Genomic DNA, 13,680 nt, shown 5'->3' with positions numbered 1-13,680 from the left:
CCCGGCGGACTCGCGATGGGATGGGCATGACGGATCTGTTCTCGGTCGAAGGCAAGACGGTCCTGGTCACCGGCGGCTCGCGGGGGATCGGCCTGATGATCGCCCGGGGCTTCGTCCGGGCCGGCGCGCGCGTGATCATCTCGTCCCGCAAGGCCGACGTGTGCGAGGCCGTCGCCAAGGAACTCTCCACCGAGGGAAGCTGTGAGGCTGTCCCCGCCGACCTCGGCCACGACGCGGGCGCCGAGGGCCTCGCCGCCGCCGTCCGGGAGCGCGTCGACCGGCTCGACGTGCTGGTCAACAACGCGGGCGCCACGTGGGGCGCGCCGCTGGAGTCGTACCCGGAGAGCGCGTTCGACAAGCTCTGGGCGGTCAACGTCAAGGCCGTCTTCCGGCTCACCACCGCGCTGCTGCCGGCGCTGCGCGCCGCCGCCAGCGCCGACGACCCCGCCCGCGTGATCAACATCGGCTCGATCGACGGCATCCGCGTGCCGATGATGGAGGTGTACGCGTACTCGGCGACCAAGGCCGCCGTGCACATGCTCACCCGCAGCCTGGCCCACCAGCTCGCCGGCGAGCGGATCACCGTCAACGCGATCGCGCCCGGCCCGTTCGAGAGCAAGATGATGGCGTTCGCGCTGGACGACCCCGCGTCCCGGGCCGCCATCGAGGGGCAGGTGCCGCTGGGCCGGATCGGCCGCCCGGAGGACATGGCCGGCACCGCGATCTACCTGTCGTCGCGCGCCGGGGCATACCTCACCGGCGCGGTGATCCCGGTCGACGGCGGCATCACCACCCACGGCTGAGCCCGGCGGAGGGCGGAAGGCTGCCCGCGTACCCCCGGGTGGGACGGAGCCGCGCGGACTCGGCAGATCCGCGCGGCCCCGGACGGCCGGTGAGGCCGGTGGTTCAGCGGCCGGCGAGCAGCCGGTTCACCGCGGTGTCGACATCCAGGTGCTCGGCCTCGCGGCCGCGCGGGACGACGACGTAGGTCCGCCGCAGGAAGCGCACCAGGACGCTGCGCGGCACCTCGAACAGGGCGTTGCCGTCGGGCGACGACAGCGCCAGCGCGACGAAGTCCCCGCGCGGGGTGGCCCAGGGCCAGACCCGCACGTCGCCGATGCCGGCCGGCTCGTCGAGGCCGGTGACCAGCAGCTCGCGGGCGAAGGACCAGCTGACCGCCTCGCCGCCGGCAGATTCGGCGTGGAACAGGACATGGACCGCATACGGATCAGCAGGGTCGTAACGCAGGCTGGCACGCACCGGCAAGGCGGTGGCGTCAGGCGCGACGAGCCTCAGCGACGTCTCGACCTCGACGGTCGTCGGTCGGATTACACTCATGGACGATCTCCCCCCGGCACCGCTGCGGAACGCGCGTGTCCCGCTTTTCCCATACTCAGGTGCTACTCCTGGCTACGCTCCGCCATACGCTGACTTCACCCAGTGGTGGGAAGGGGGTCGGAAAGTCCGCGTGAATGTGAGGATTCATGTAGGGTTTTCCGGTTCTGCCCAGTGCGCGATCCCGCCCGGCATCGGGTGGTTCAGTCGTCGACTTACTCCGGTAACGTCCAGTCGACCGTTGCAGTGACGGGCGCGAGCCACACTGGGGGAGGAAATGGTGGCGAAACGATCCTCAGTGGATCCGATGGCCGCGCCGGGCCCGCCGAAAGTCGTGGTCGGGGCAGCCGAAAGGCGGGGGTACGGAGTGCCGATGGAGCAGCACGGGCGGCCCGGTCGGCCGGCGTCCGACCGGAAGGGCGTCGGCGGCACGGCGCTGGCCGAGCGACGCCCCCGGCCACGCTGGCGGCAGCGGCTCGCCACCACCCTCGACCTGATCCGGGCCAACCCCACCGGCCGGGTCACCCTCAAGATCTTCATCGCTATCGCGGGCGCCCTCGTGGTGACCATCGGCATCGCCCTCATCCCGCTGCCCGGGCCGGGCTGGCTGCTGGTGATCGCCGGCCTCGGCATCTGGGCCGTCGAGTTCCACTGGGCCCGCCGGCTGCTCGGCTTCACCCGCCGCCACGTGCACAACTGGACGCAGTGGGTGAAGCGCCGATCACTGGCCGTACGATTCGCGCTCGGCGCCGTCGGCATGGTCTTCGTCGGCGCGGTGGTCTGGCTGTCGCTCAAGTACAGCTTCGGCATCGACGTGGTCGCCGAGGCGCTGCACTACCTGGCGACGCACTGACCCCTCGCCCGGCCCGGGGTCCGACGCGCGGACCCCGGATTTCCGGTCCGGTCCCTCGATCAGGTAGAGTCATCGGCGCTGAGGGCGATTAGCTCAGCGGGAGAGCGCTTCGTTCACACCGAAGAGGTCACTGGTTCGATCCCAGTATCGCCCACGCAGGTCAAAGGCCACTTCCCGGAAACGGGAGGTGGCCTTTCTGCTGTCGTACAGCAGTTAAGTACAGCAGTTCCGTCAGCGGTCGAGTGAGTCACCGAGGCACTTGAGTGCGTCTCTGGTCGCTTTGGTCGATACCTGGGAGTAGATCTCCATCGTCACGGCGAAGCGGGCGTGCCTCAGCACCTGCATGGCAACTCTCGGGTGGACGTCGAGGTCTGCGAGCAGCGAGGCACAGGTACGCCGGGCGTCGTGGACGGTGATCGGCCGTGTGCCCGCCTTGCCGCACCGGTCTGCCAACTCCGTTGGAAGTTGCGTGGCTCGATCGGTATGCCATAGCGGGTGGTGAATACGAGTGGCGCGTGCACGGGCGGGCATCAGGCGGCCTCCTGGCGTTCGACCTGTTCGCGGATGTAGTCGTCGACCCATTCGGAGAGGATGCGGCGGTACTTGCCGTCCTTGATGGAGCGCAGTTCGCCGGTGGCCATCTTCATCTTGACCTTGGAGATGCCGAAGCCGAGCAGGACGGCGACCTCGGCGGGGGAGTACCAGCGGGGGCGGAGGTCATGGCTCATGCGGCGGCCCCGATCAGCCACTCCTGGTGGGCGAGTTCTTCGCGGCCCACGCGTCTGCGCTCACGGAGTTTGGCGGCGGCGGTGTTAGCCAGGAGCGCGTCGCCGTCGGTCAGCCAGCCGGACCCGGAGTAGGAGAGGACACCGACGGTGATGGTGTCGGCGGTGTCGTCCTCCGCGCGGCGGTAGGTGGCGCGGGTGTCGCGGAGCAGGCCGAAGGTGACCGAGTAGCGGCGGGCCTTGGGCGAGGAAGTGGCCGCCGAAGCCGAGCATGTGCGCCCAGCGGCGCAGCCCCGCGTAGGGGGCTCGGTGTGATGTCAACGTGGCCTTGACGCTCGCCGCTGGTGCGGCGCCGGTGGCTGTCGTGATGTGGGTGGGGCGGCCGAGTCGCCAGCAGGCGTCGATGAGGCGGGCGAGGTGGTCGCCTTCCGGGTCGGCGTAGGCGTCGAACCTCGACGCCGGATTTGATCGCTTTCGCGCGGAGGCCGCCGACAGCAGCCGTGACAGCAACCTGCCGAGAGGAGGGCAGCCGCTGCCGGCCGGACGCAGACGGCCGTCCGAGGTCGCGGACGCGGACGCGGACGGATTCCGCCGGACGGAGCGCCCAGAACCTACAAGCGAGGCATCCGGGCCGCGCGGCTAACTGTACCGAGGGCTACTCGGCGACGAAGACGCCCACGCCTGGCAGGGTCTCGGTCATCCCCTTGATCCTTAGCACCTGCATCGCTCGGTCGATCACGGGCTCGGTGACGCCGTAGTGCTCGATCAGCTCTCGTCGGCTGGGCAGCTTGGAGCCTGGCGGGAACTCACCGGACGCGATGCGTTCGGCGAGGTCGTCGGCGATCTGCTCGTAACGGTAACGCGGTGGCACGGTGTTCCCCTCGGTTGGCAACACGAGTAGACCACCTACGTCAGCCCTTGACTACCCAACGGTAGCTATGGGAGGTTGCCGAGGAGGCCGATTCCCCCGGTTGGCGCTGTGGGTCGTCCTCGCCGGCGTGGATGTCCGGCGCACCCCCGCGATCGGGCATCCACGCCTCCCGACACCTGCGGCACCAGGAGGCGGCAGTGCTCCCTTCCAACTCCCCAGCTCGGCGGTTTCGTGGCCCCGGCCGTTGGGGCGAGCCGATGAAGCGCGTTTCCTACGACGAGTACGTCCTGGCGGCAGCGCTCACCCTCGCCCGTCGCCATCGGCCCGTGTGGTCCTGGCGGCACTGGCGCCACATCTGCCGCTGCGGCGCGATCCTGCCGTGCCGCAGCCTCCACCGCATCCCTATCAACCGCGGCCACTGGCCCGGCCAGGACGGCCCGCGATGACCACCCACCACCCGATCAAGCCCGTTTGGACCTGCGGCGGCTGTGCGGGGGAGTGGCCCTGCCAGACCCGGCGGCGGGAGTTACGGGCCGAGTACGACCGCGCTCCGGTGTCACTCGCCCTCTACCTGGCCGCCCAGCTCGTCGTTGCCGCGCAGGACCTGGCCCACGTCCCCGCCGGTCACCTGCACTACCGATTCCTCGGCTGGACCCGATGAGCATCCTTCGTCGCGGCGACGAGAAGTTCCACTACAGCGACGGCTCCCACAGGTGGATCCCGCCCGACCCGGACTACGATCAGGAGGTCTGGGACGAGCAGGTCCGCCAACACAAGCAGGGCCACCTCAGGAACGAGCAACCCAAGGTTCGCATCCAGCGCCTCGTCTGATGCCAGCAGTACAGCAGCGAAGTACAGCAACGGTGCCATCCGAACGAGGCCGAGAAGCGCCTCAGCGCGCCGTTTGACCTTGTATCGGACCCGATCCGACCCGCTCGCCGAGAGTTCACACCGAAGCAGACCACCCCTGTTGGTGGTCGACGGGTCTGTGGATCTAACGGTGTTTCCGGCCTGACCCACCGGGCGTTGTGCCTGGTGAGGAGGGTGCCGTGATGACCGCGACACTGAACGACGTGACCGGACGGAAGAAGCGGCCTGAGCCGTCTGCGGAGGAGCAGGCCGCTGCCGAGCTCGTTCGGGCGGCCAAGGAACAGGGCCTGTCGTTGACCGGGCCGGACGGTCTGTTGAAGCAGTTGACCAAGACGGTCCTGGAGACCGCGTTGAACGAGGAGATGACCGAGCATCTCGGCTACGCCAAGCACGATGCGGCCGGTGCGGGGTCGGGCAACATCCGTAACGGCAGCCGGCCGAAGACGGTGCTGACCGACACCAGCGGGCCGGTGCAGATCAACGTGCCACGGGACCGGGCCGGCACGTTCGATCCTCAGATCGTCCGCAAGCGGCAGCGGCGCCTGTCGGGGGTCGACGAGGTGGTGTTGTCGTTGTATGCCAAGGGATTGACGACCGGGGAGATCTCGGCGCACTTCGCTGAGATCTATGGAGCGTCGGTGTCGAAGGAGACGATCTCCCGGATCACCGACAAGGTCATCGAGGAGATGACCGACTGGTCCCACCGGCCCTTGGACGCCATTTACGCGGCGGTGTTCATCGACGCCATCGTGGTCAAGGTTAGGGACGGGCAGGTGGCGAACCGGCCGTTCTACGCCGCGATCGGCGTCTCTCTCGACGGCGAGAAGGACATCCTCGGGCTGTGGGCCGGCACAGGTGGTGAGGGCGCGAAGTTCTGGATGAGTGTACTGACCGACCTGCGCAACCGCGGCGTCAAGGACGTGTTCTTCCTCGTCTGCGACGGGCTGAAAGGGCTGCCCGAGGTGGTCACGAACGTGTGGCCGCAGACGGTGGTGCAGACGTGCGTGATTCATCTGATCCGCAACACGTTCCGGTTGACCTCCCGCAAGTACTGGGACGAGTTGAAGCGTGACATCAAGCCGATCTACACCGCGGTCAACGCCACCGCCGCCAGGGCGGCGTTCGACGACCTGGCCGACAAGTGGGGCGGCCGGTATCCGGCGGTGATCCGGTTGTGGGACAACGCCTGGACGGAGTTCATTCCGTTCCTCGACTACGACGTCGAGATCCGCACGGTGATCTGCTCGACCAACGCGATCGAGTCCCTCAACGCCCGCTACCGGCGAGCGATCAAGGCCCGCGGCCACTTCCCGAACGAGCAGGCCGCGTTGAAGTGTCTGTACCTGGTGACCCGGTCCCTGGACCCCACCGGAGCAGGCAGAGCCCGATGGACGATGCGCTGGAAACCCGCGTTGAACGCCTTCGCCATCACCTTCAGCGACCGCTTCCCAGCCGCTGAAACCTACTAACCAAGATCGCCGGAAACACCGTTGGCGAGACAGCCCCGTGTCGACAGCAACGGTGACGGCAACGGGGCTGAACAGTGAGCGTCGAAGCCAGCCAGCGACGGATCAACGCCCGACGTCAGAGACGTGGTGGTTGTGGTGGACCTGCTTCGGTTGAGCGGTACGGTCCGTTCGTCTCGAAATTTGCCAAGATGGCATGGACCCTTGCTGTGGGCGGACGCTGCTCGCACGCTGGTGGCATGAGCGATGTCGAGTTGCTGCGGGCCGATGAACGGATCTGGGACGTGGTGGTGGTGGGTGGCGGTGCTGCTGGTCTTTCCGGAGCGTTGAACCTGGCCAGGGTGCGCCGGTCGGTGTTGGTGATCGATGCGGGTGAGCCGCGTAATGCGCCGGCAGTCAATGTCGGTGCGCATGGCTTGCTTGGTCGTGAGGGGATCTCCCCGCTGGAGTTGCTGCAGCGCGGGCGGGAGGAAGTCGCGTCGTACGGCGGCCGTGTCGTTTCGGGCCGGGTGGCTCGGCTCGGTCGGGACGGCGAGACGTTCTCGGTCGTCGCTGAGGATGGGCAGCGGGTGCGAGCGCGGCGGGTGCTGGTGACGACGGGGTTGGTCGACGAGTTGCCGGACGTGCCGGGGCTGGCTGACCGGTGGGGCCGGGATGTGCTGCACTGCGTGTACTGCCACGGCTGGGAGGTCCGCGACCGGGCGACCGGTGTGCTCGGCAGCTTCCATCAGGCGCTGTTGTTTCGGCAGATGTCGGAGGATGTCACCCTGTTCCGTCACACCGGGATGGAGCTGACCAGCGAGCAGTGGGAACAGCTCGCGGGCCTGGGCGTCGCCGTGGTTGACGGGGAGATCGCCGGCGTCGAGGTCGATGCCCAGGATCGGCTCTCCGGCGTCCGGCTCGGGTCGGGCAAGGTGGTGCCGGTGCGCGTGCTGGCGGTCGCTCCCCGGTTCGTGGCCCGCGCCGGTTTCCTCGAGGGACTGGGTCTGAGGTTGCGGGAGCACCCGATGGGCCTGGGGGAGCAACTCCAGGTAGATGCTTCCGGTTTCACCGGGGTGCCCGGCGTGTGGGCGGCGGGCAACGTCAGCGATGTGCTGGCTTTGGTGCCGGTCGCTGCCGCGGCTGGAGTCACCGCGGCCGCGGCGATCCACATGGATCTGTTGATGGCTGACGCAAAGGCTGCCGCCGCGTCCCGGGTCGCGGGCGCAGGTGTGTTCGATGGCCCGCTGGAGGCCGAGGTGTCACGGCGTGTGCTGGGCGCCGGTGCGCACAGCCTGGATTCGTTCTTGGGCGAGCAGTAAGGACCTCGGGCGTCAGGTGGTGCGGGCCTTGAGATGGGCTCGCTCTCCCTCACGCCCGAAGAGGACGAGTAGTTCGACAGGTTGGTCGCCGTCGGGTCCGAGCCAGTGCGGCACGTAGGTGTCGAACTCGGCGGCCTCGCCCGGTGCGAGGATCAGGTTCGCCGAGCGCAGGTGGATACGCGGGTCACCGGAGCGTGGCGCGCCGACGAGCTGGTCGAGAGGCACTGCGTAGACCTCGGCGAGCGGTAGGAGCAGCGCCACGATGGACACGATCACGCTGATTCGCTCGGCGGTGCGCGGGCTGCTCACCGCGGCCGGCCGCGACCTGGCCATCGAACTGCGGGCCGTGTTGACCAGCGGCGACGACTACGCCAGCACGGCGTGACCGGTCGTGGACTGGGACGACAAGACCGCCCGGGAAGCGTTGATTGACTCACGGGCCCGGGACGGGTAGGCCCTGCTCGCCGCCCTCGCGGCCGCAAGAAGCTGCCCGAGGTGGTCACCGAGGCGATGCGGTTGCTGGCCACGGTGCTGGGCCAGGACCTGGAACCCGGCGGCGATGGGGTGCTGCGGAGTCCGCAAAGTCGCCGCGGACCGAGTGATCTCCACCGTCGCCCCGCAGGCCCGGCACGGGCACAAGATCAGCCACCGCGGCTTCGACGGCTACAAAGGGCATATCACGTCGATCCGGACAGCGAGATCATCGCCGCCACCGAGGTCACTGCCGGTAACACCGACGACGCCGGCCCGGCCGCCGACCTCACCACCCCGGCCGGCGATCAGAACACACCCGGAGCGACGCGGTGGTCTAAGGCGATTCGGCCTACGGCGCCGGGGAAGTACTCGAATGCCTGCATACTGCCGGGATCGACGCCAAGACCAAGGTCCAGCCACAGGTCGCGCCGGGTGGCAAGTTCGCCAAGGGCCAGTTCACCATCGCCCTCGCCGCCGGCACGGTCACCTGCCCGAACCAGGTCACCCTCGCGATCCGGCCGATCACCGGTCACAACCGTCACGCCGGGAAAGCAGACTTTGCCCGGGCTTGCACCGACTGCCCACTCCGCACGTAATGCACCGAGTCGAAGTCCGGCCGGCAGATCGCCATCAGCCACTGGGAAACCCACCTCACGTCCGCCCGGACCCGGCAAACCGACCCGGCCTGGCGGGCCGACTACCGCCCACCCACCCCAAAGCCGAACGCAAGATCGCCCACCTATGCGCGGCCAGCTCCTGTCGACGTCCGCTCGTGCGCCATCACCTTCGCCACGTCGTTGATCGGTACTCCGGCCGAGCTGATCGACCAGGCGGTCAGGGCAGCGTGACCGCCCCAGCGTAAAAGCCAGGCCGGCCGGCTGCCGGCGTGTGGTCCGTCAGCTGATGTGCGACGCATCTCTGCCAGGTGATCTGCGGCAGGGTCAGCGATCTAGAGGCGGCAGGTTGGCCGTCGACGAGACGTCCGCTCATGTCGATGTGCGCTCACCTGATCCGTCGGAGGTGGTCGCATCGAGACAATTGTGTCGCCGATCACCGTCGGACCCCAGCCTGACCCAGAGCGACGCCAGCAACCGGTACCACCGGATGAACGGCCGCCGCGAGCCGGTAGCCGACGTGCGCGCTCTTCGGGACGTTGCGATAGCGGCGTTGCCCGGCGGTGCGGTGGCCGTTCGTGCTTCCTCCGACCACCGGAGAGTGCTCGTGTGGCTTGTTCGGGTCTGCCGGTCGCGGGGCGTGGCTCGGGACTGCAAGCGGGCGATGTGAGCGCCCCGGCCGGCGCGGCACCAGCGCCGTTGCACCATAGTCAGACAATCTTTATATTGGCGGTCATGTCGAAGGCCATGCGAGAACCGACGTTCTGGATCCTGACCGCGCTGGTCGATCAACCGCGGCACGGGTACGGCGTGATCCAGACGGCTGAGGCGCTCTCCGAAGGCCAGGTCAGGTTGCAGGCCGGCACCCTCTACGCGGCGCTGGACCGGTTAGCCGCCCAAGGACTGGTCGCGATCGACAGAGAGGAGACCGTTGAAGGGCGTCCTCGGCGCTACTACCGCCTCACCGACGGCGGCGCGGCGGCACTCGCTGAGGAGACAGCGCGACTGGCCCACAATGTTCGCACCGCATCGCGGCTGCTGAACGCCTCGCGGCCTGGCCCGGCGTTCGCGTGAGCCGCCGCCTCGCCACCCCATATCGCCTGCTGCTGCACGTCTACCCGAAGGGCTCACGTCGCGGAGAACTGGCAGACACGCTGCTCATGGCTGCCGAGGCCGGACACGTCCGGCCCGGCCTTGTTGAGACGCTCAACCTGCTTCGGCAAGGCATGCGGGCCCGACTCGGTCGTCCACTCAGCAGAGGCGTGGTCGTGCTGGCAATCTTCGCCTCAATCTTCTCCGGCTTTCTGAGCGCGTCGCTGGCGAACCGTATTGGTTGGGAGGCGGCGCCGGCGCTACCAAGCGGCGCAGCGCGGACTCAGCTGGCCGAGATGCTCACCCCAGGCTTATCGGCACGATGGTACGAAAGGTCGGACGGCCCCTTCCGCAACAACGGTGGTGAGACCGATGCGGCGTCGGTCAGCTACAGCACCGATCGAACGCCTGCGACCGAGGACGTCGACGCCTATCTAGCCGGCCTGCAGCAACGCCTGGAGGCGGCCGGCTGGACCGTCACCGACACCTACTCGACCAGCCCGACCGACATCGAAACCGGCGCCCGGCAAAACAACTCGCAGGCGTTGACCGCACGCAACGACGCACTCGTGCTGTCGTTCGAGGACTACTTCGACGCAGCGTCCGCCGAAGGCGGGCTCATAGTCTCGATCTACCGGGCGGAACCGCGCTGGCTCACCGGTTCGACGCTCGCCGTCGGCCTGCTCGGCATGCTGGCCGGATGGCTGCTAGCCGGCTGGGCCAGCCGCCGTCTCGAGCACCGTCCGTTGGCAGCCGCTCTCGCGGCCACCGCCGTCATTGGCGGTCTCGTCTTGCTGATCCCCGCCTGGCTGCTCGGTAGTCTGCAATACCTGGGCACACTGTCAGGCACGGCCGTGCCTGACTCGCCGTTCTGGCGTGGCCTGGTGCCCACCGACGAATTTGGCGGCATGGCCTACCCCGCCGGGGCGGCGATAACAGCAGCCATCGCCGTGGCCGCGCTCTGCCCGCCCCGGCCCGCACCCGCCACCGACCCCGGCCCAGCCAGTCATCTGACCCACGAGGCCAACCTCGACCAAGATCAGAAGTAGCCGCCGAACGGGCGCGGCGTCGCGCCAGGACGCCGATCACCATCTGCGGCCGCCTCCCTGCCGGTGGGCACATCCGGCTTTGCCGCGTCGGCTACGGCATACAGCTGGACGCGGACGGCGTCGGCGTCGGGCTGGTCGAAGATCGTCCGCACCAGGGTCGCGATCCACGGCTGCGCGGGCTTGGGCGCCTTCGTCAGGTTGCGCAGGTAGTGGGTGCGGCAGCGCTGCCATGACGCGCCGGGCAGCGCGGCGCTGATCGCGATCAGTGCATGGACGTTGATGGTGCGTCGGGCCGCCTGCCCGACGGGTAGGGCGGTGAGCAGGGCGGCCGCGGTGGTCAACGCCAGCCCACCGGCGGCCGGCGGCGGCCACCAGGCCAGTACGTCGATGCCGACAGCGGTGAGCCCGGCGACCGCGATCGGCAGCGCTCGACGGGCCACGGTCACGGCGCCGTCGGCCATCCGGGTGCGCAGCGCGGTGGGCCGCAGGGTGAGCAGGGTGGCCAGCATGATCAATGACACCCGGCCCAACAGATTGACGTGGGCGTGGAAGAGCAACAGTCGCGGCCTGCCGTCATTGTCGAGGTACTCGTTCCGAGCGCGTCGCACTGTCCCGGCTGGCAGGTGCGCGAGTCGCCCGCCTCCGCGTCCGTTCGCTGGCGGCGAGGTGCCGAGTCAAGCGGTCACCACCTCTACTTGTACGATGGTTCTAATAGTGCGATCGTTCAACTATCGTTCCGGGGCCGAGGAGGATCTGGTGACAGGACGGGCAGCCGCGCCGGCGGGCGCGCGAGCATGGGCGGGCATGGCGCTGTTGGCGTTGCCGACGGTGCTGCTGGGGCTGGACGTCACGGTGTTGTACCTGGTGCTGCCGGCCATGGCGGCCGACCTGGGGCCCACTGCGACGCAGACGTTGTGGATCATGGATGCCTACGGCTTCCTGCTGGCGGGGTTCCTCGTCACCATGGGGACGCTGGGGGACCGGTTGGGGCGTCGCCGGTTGTTGATGATCGGCGTCTCCGCGTTCGCGGCGGTGTCGGTGTTCGCTGCCTTCGCGCCGAATGCGGAACTGCTGATCGCGGCGCGGGCGCTGTTGGGGATCGCGGGTGCGACCCTGATGCCCTCGACGCTGTCGCTGATCTCGAACATGTTCACCGACGCGCGGCAGCGGGCGGTGGCGATCGGGGTGTGGGCGACGATGTTCGCCGTGGGTATGGCCGCCGGTCCGATCCTGGGCGGGGTGCTGGTGGACAGGTTCTGGTGGGGGGCCGCGTTCCTCGTGGCGGTGCCGATCGCGGCCGTCGTGCTGGTGCTTGGCCGGGTGCTGCTGCCGGAGTACGCCGACCCGCGGGCGGGGCGGCTCGACCTCGCCAGCGTGGCGTTGTCGCTCGCGGTGATCCTGCCGATCGTCTACGCGGTCAAGCATGCGGCCGCCGAGAGGCTCGATGCGAGCGTCGTTCTCGCCGTGGTGGTGGGGTTGATCGCCGGGGTGGCGTTCTGGCGCAGGCAACGCCGCCTGGATGATCCACTGCTCGATGTCACCCTGTTCCGGAACCGGGCGTTCAGCGCCGCCTTGACCGTGCTGCTCATCGGGCTCGTCGGGGTGGGCGGCACGATGTACCTGGTGACCCAGTACCTGCAACTGGTGGAGGGGCTGAGTCCGTTCGTGGCGGGCCTGTGGATGGGGCCACCGGCACTGGCGATGTTCGCCGCCGGTATCGGTGCGCCGATGTTGGCTCGCCGCATCCGACCCGGCTACGTGATGGGCGGCACCCTGGGTGTCTCGTTGACCGGCTACGGGCTGTTGGCCGCCGCCGGTCTGGGTGACGAGTTGCCGGTCGCGACCGCGTTCGCCTTCGTCTACCTCGGTCTCGGCGCGATCGCCGCCCTGGGCACGGACATCGTGGTGGGTGCCGCTCCGGCGTCGAAGTCCGGCTCCGCGGCCTCACTGTCGGAGACCGTTCAGGAACTCGGCATCGCCATCGGCGTCGCGATCCTGGGTAGCCTCGCCACGGCCGTCTACCGTGCCAACCTCACCGAGCCCGGCGCCCTCTCCGAGAGTCAGGCGGCCGCGCTCGCCGACAGCCTCAGCGCGGCCGTCGCCATCGCCGACGACCTACCCGCAGGCGCGTTGGTCGACGCACAGTCGGCCTTCACCACAGGTGTGAACATCGCCTCCCTGGTCGCCGGGCTCGCGATCGCCGCCGCCACCGTGCTGTGCCTGCGCATGCTGCGTCACCTGCCGCGACTCGGACACGAGCAGCACGAGCAGCACGAGCAGGAGAAGGAGGCGATTGGTTGAACGATGGTCCGACTAACCTGAGGGTGGTGGGAGGAGGTGGCATGACCGACGACGACGGTGGCGAGCACGTCGACGGGCGTTTCGCCCGTGGGGCCAGACGCCGAGCCGAGATCATCGAAGCCACCCTGGCGGTGGTCACCCGCGACGGTGCCGCGGGGGTCACCCATCGCACCGTCGCCAAGCAGGCCGGCATCACCACGAGCCTGAGCACCTACTATTTCGCCACCCTCGACGACCTCCTCGTCGCCGCCCTGACCAGCGTCGCCGATGCCTACACCGCCAAGATCCGTCAGATCATGGACGCGCCCGGGGACAAGCTCACCGGCCTGGCCGAACTCATCGCGGAGACCGCCGGCCCGGGACGTGAACGTGCGTTGGCGGAACGTGAGCTAGCCACCCTCGCCGCCCGCCGGCCCGCCCTGCGGCCGGTGGCGCGTCGGTGGCGGGAGAACGTCGCCGAGCTGGCCGCCACCCTGACCGCCGATCCGACGGCCATCGCCGGAGTGGTCGCCGCCTCCGACGGGCTCTGCACGGCCATCCTGCTCGACAACGGCCCCGCCGACCCGGGCTACCTCCGCGCCGTCCTGCAACGAGCACTGGTGAGCTGAGCCGCTCGGCGCCATCAGGCGGCACCGAAACACCCGTCGAGACCCAGCCCGATCTTCGGCCACCGCCCACTGCCCGTCCGTCGTACGCCGGTTCACGGACAAGGCAGCACAGCGCAGGTGC

Annotated in this window: 15 protein-coding genes, 1 tRNA gene and 4 pseudogenes; 12 read left to right on the top strand and 8 right to left on the bottom strand. The window is 69.0% G+C overall.

Annotation, left to right across the window (positions count from 1 at the left end; genetic code table 11):
• The first annotated feature begins 26 nt into the window (after positions 1 to 26).
• The gene (locus GA0070606_RS07310; RefSeq protein ID WP_091107415.1) at positions 27 to 803 is read left to right on the top strand and encodes an SDR family oxidoreductase; all 777 of its coding nucleotides are present in this window, start codon (positions 27 to 29) and stop codon (positions 801 to 803) included.
• 103 nt (positions 804 to 906) lie between these two features.
• Here GA0070606_RS07310 and GA0070606_RS07305 read toward each other — a convergent pair whose 3' ends face one another.
• A complete protein-coding gene (locus GA0070606_RS07305; RefSeq protein WP_007457244.1) occupies positions 907 to 1,338 on the bottom strand; it encodes an SsgA family sporulation/cell division regulator in 432 nt (143 codons plus the stop codon).
• A gap of 304 nt (positions 1,339 to 1,642) precedes the next feature.
• Between GA0070606_RS07305 and GA0070606_RS07300 the strand changes: the two genes are divergently transcribed.
• Together GA0070606_RS07300 and GA0070606_RS07295 are read left to right on the top strand one after the other, a co-directional pair.
• A complete protein-coding gene (locus GA0070606_RS07300; RefSeq protein WP_091107413.1) occupies positions 1,643 to 2,188 on the top strand; it encodes a TIGR02611 family protein in 546 nt (181 codons plus the stop codon).
• An 82-nt stretch (positions 2,189 to 2,270) separates the two neighbouring features.
• Positions 2,271 to 2,342 (top strand) — tRNA-Val (locus GA0070606_RS07295).
• Positions 2,343 to 2,419: 77 nt separating this feature from the next.
• Here the strand turns inward: GA0070606_RS07295 and GA0070606_RS33175 are convergent.
• From GA0070606_RS33175 to GA0070606_RS07275, 4 genes and pseudogenes are all read right to left on the bottom strand, one after another.
• Positions 2,420 to 2,697, bottom strand: a pseudogene (locus GA0070606_RS33175) (tyrosine-type recombinase/integrase); the annotation flags it as partial.
• Between the two features lie 21 nt (positions 2,698 to 2,718).
• Positions 2,719 to 2,916 (bottom strand): excisionase family DNA-binding protein, encoded by a 198-nt coding sequence (locus GA0070606_RS07285; RefSeq protein WP_091096198.1) that lies wholly within the window; start codon positions 2,914 to 2,916, stop codon positions 2,719 to 2,721.
• Positions 2,913 to 3,354: pseudogene (locus GA0070606_RS33170) on the bottom strand (replication initiator); the annotation flags it as partial. The gene GA0070606_RS07285 and the pseudogene GA0070606_RS33170, both read right to left, overlap by 4 nt.
• A gap of 214 nt (positions 3,355 to 3,568) precedes the next feature.
• Entirely contained in the window at positions 3,569 to 3,784 is a 216-nt protein-coding gene (locus GA0070606_RS07275) for a winged helix-turn-helix domain-containing protein (RefSeq protein WP_230688735.1), read from the bottom strand.
• 442 nt (positions 3,785 to 4,226) lie between these two features.
• On the opposite strand from GA0070606_RS07275, the gene GA0070606_RS33865 reads away from it, so the two are divergent.
• From GA0070606_RS33865 to GA0070606_RS07255, 4 genes are all read left to right on the top strand, one after another.
• A complete protein-coding gene (locus GA0070606_RS33865) occupies positions 4,227 to 4,445 on the top strand; it encodes a flavin reductase (protein ID WP_091096195.1) in 219 nt (72 codons plus the stop codon).
• Positions 4,442 to 4,615: a hypothetical protein gene (locus GA0070606_RS32425; RefSeq protein WP_176737263.1), complete on the top strand. Its 174-nt coding sequence runs from the start codon at positions 4,442 to 4,444 to the stop codon at positions 4,613 to 4,615. Before GA0070606_RS33865 ends, GA0070606_RS32425 begins: the two co-directional genes overlap by 4 nt.
• A 221-nt stretch (positions 4,616 to 4,836) precedes the next feature.
• Positions 4,837 to 6,123, top strand: coding sequence for an IS256 family transposase (locus GA0070606_RS07260; RefSeq protein ID WP_091094740.1), 1,287 nt, complete (start codon positions 4,837 to 4,839; stop codon positions 6,121 to 6,123).
• A 236-nt stretch (positions 6,124 to 6,359) separates the two neighbouring features.
• Positions 6,360 to 7,421: an NAD(P)/FAD-dependent oxidoreductase gene (locus GA0070606_RS07255; RefSeq protein WP_091096193.1), complete on the top strand. Its 1,062-nt coding sequence runs from the start codon at positions 6,360 to 6,362 to the stop codon at positions 7,419 to 7,421.
• Positions 7,422 to 7,433: 12 nt separating this feature from the next.
• On the opposite strand, the pseudogene GA0070606_RS07250 reads toward GA0070606_RS07255, so the two are convergent.
• A pseudogene (locus tag GA0070606_RS07250) lies at positions 7,434 to 7,676 on the bottom strand (hypothetical protein); the annotation flags it as partial.
• A gap of 7 nt (positions 7,677 to 7,683) precedes the next feature.
• Between GA0070606_RS07250 and GA0070606_RS33675 the strand changes: the two are divergent.
• A complete protein-coding gene (locus tag GA0070606_RS33675) occupies positions 7,684 to 7,806 on the top strand; it encodes a hypothetical protein (protein WP_281190605.1) in 123 nt (40 codons plus the stop codon).
• Between the two features lie 394 nt (positions 7,807 to 8,200).
• Here GA0070606_RS33675 and GA0070606_RS31870 read toward each other — a convergent pair whose 3' ends face one another.
• A complete protein-coding gene (locus GA0070606_RS31870; RefSeq protein WP_141721613.1) occupies positions 8,201 to 8,533 on the bottom strand; it encodes a hypothetical protein in 333 nt (110 codons plus the stop codon).
• A gap of 711 nt (positions 8,534 to 9,244) precedes the next feature.
• Between GA0070606_RS31870 and GA0070606_RS07240 the strand changes: the two genes are divergently transcribed.
• Together GA0070606_RS07240 and GA0070606_RS07235 are read left to right on the top strand one after the other, a co-directional pair.
• Positions 9,245 to 9,583 (top strand): PadR family transcriptional regulator, encoded by a 339-nt coding sequence (locus GA0070606_RS07240; RefSeq protein ID WP_245724597.1) that lies wholly within the window; start codon positions 9,245 to 9,247, stop codon positions 9,581 to 9,583.
• On the top strand, positions 9,580 to 10,650 hold the full coding sequence (locus GA0070606_RS07235; protein ID WP_141721611.1) for a hypothetical protein: 1,071 nt from the start codon (positions 9,580 to 9,582) through the stop codon (positions 10,648 to 10,650). Before GA0070606_RS07240 ends, GA0070606_RS07235 begins: the two co-directional genes overlap by 4 nt.
• 89 nt (positions 10,651 to 10,739) lie before the next feature.
• On the opposite strand, the pseudogene GA0070606_RS07230 reads toward GA0070606_RS07235, so the two are convergent.
• Positions 10,740 to 10,910, bottom strand: a pseudogene (locus tag GA0070606_RS07230) (transposase); the annotation flags it as partial.
• A gap of 454 nt (positions 10,911 to 11,364) precedes the next feature.
• On the opposite strand from GA0070606_RS07230, the gene GA0070606_RS07225 reads away from it, so the two are divergent.
• Both GA0070606_RS07225 and GA0070606_RS07220 read left to right on the top strand, forming a co-directional pair.
• Positions 11,365 to 12,951 carry an MFS transporter gene (locus GA0070606_RS07225; protein ID WP_245724596.1) on the top strand — a complete coding sequence of 529 codons (1,587 nt, stop codon included), beginning with the start codon at positions 11,365 to 11,367 and terminating at the stop codon, positions 12,949 to 12,951.
• A gap of 41 nt (positions 12,952 to 12,992) precedes the next feature.
• Positions 12,993 to 13,559, top strand: a complete 567-nt coding sequence (locus GA0070606_RS07220; RefSeq protein WP_091096185.1) for a TetR/AcrR family transcriptional regulator — start codon at positions 12,993 to 12,995, stop codon at positions 13,557 to 13,559.
• The last annotated feature ends 121 nt before the right edge of the window (positions 13,560 to 13,680 follow it).

The organism is Micromonospora citrea (assembly GCF_900090315.1).
Lineage (GTDB): Bacteria > Actinomycetota > Actinomycetes > Mycobacteriales > Micromonosporaceae > Micromonospora > Micromonospora citrea.
Note: the sequence above shows the minus strand (reverse complement) of the source record. Positions and strands in the feature narration are given on the sequence as shown.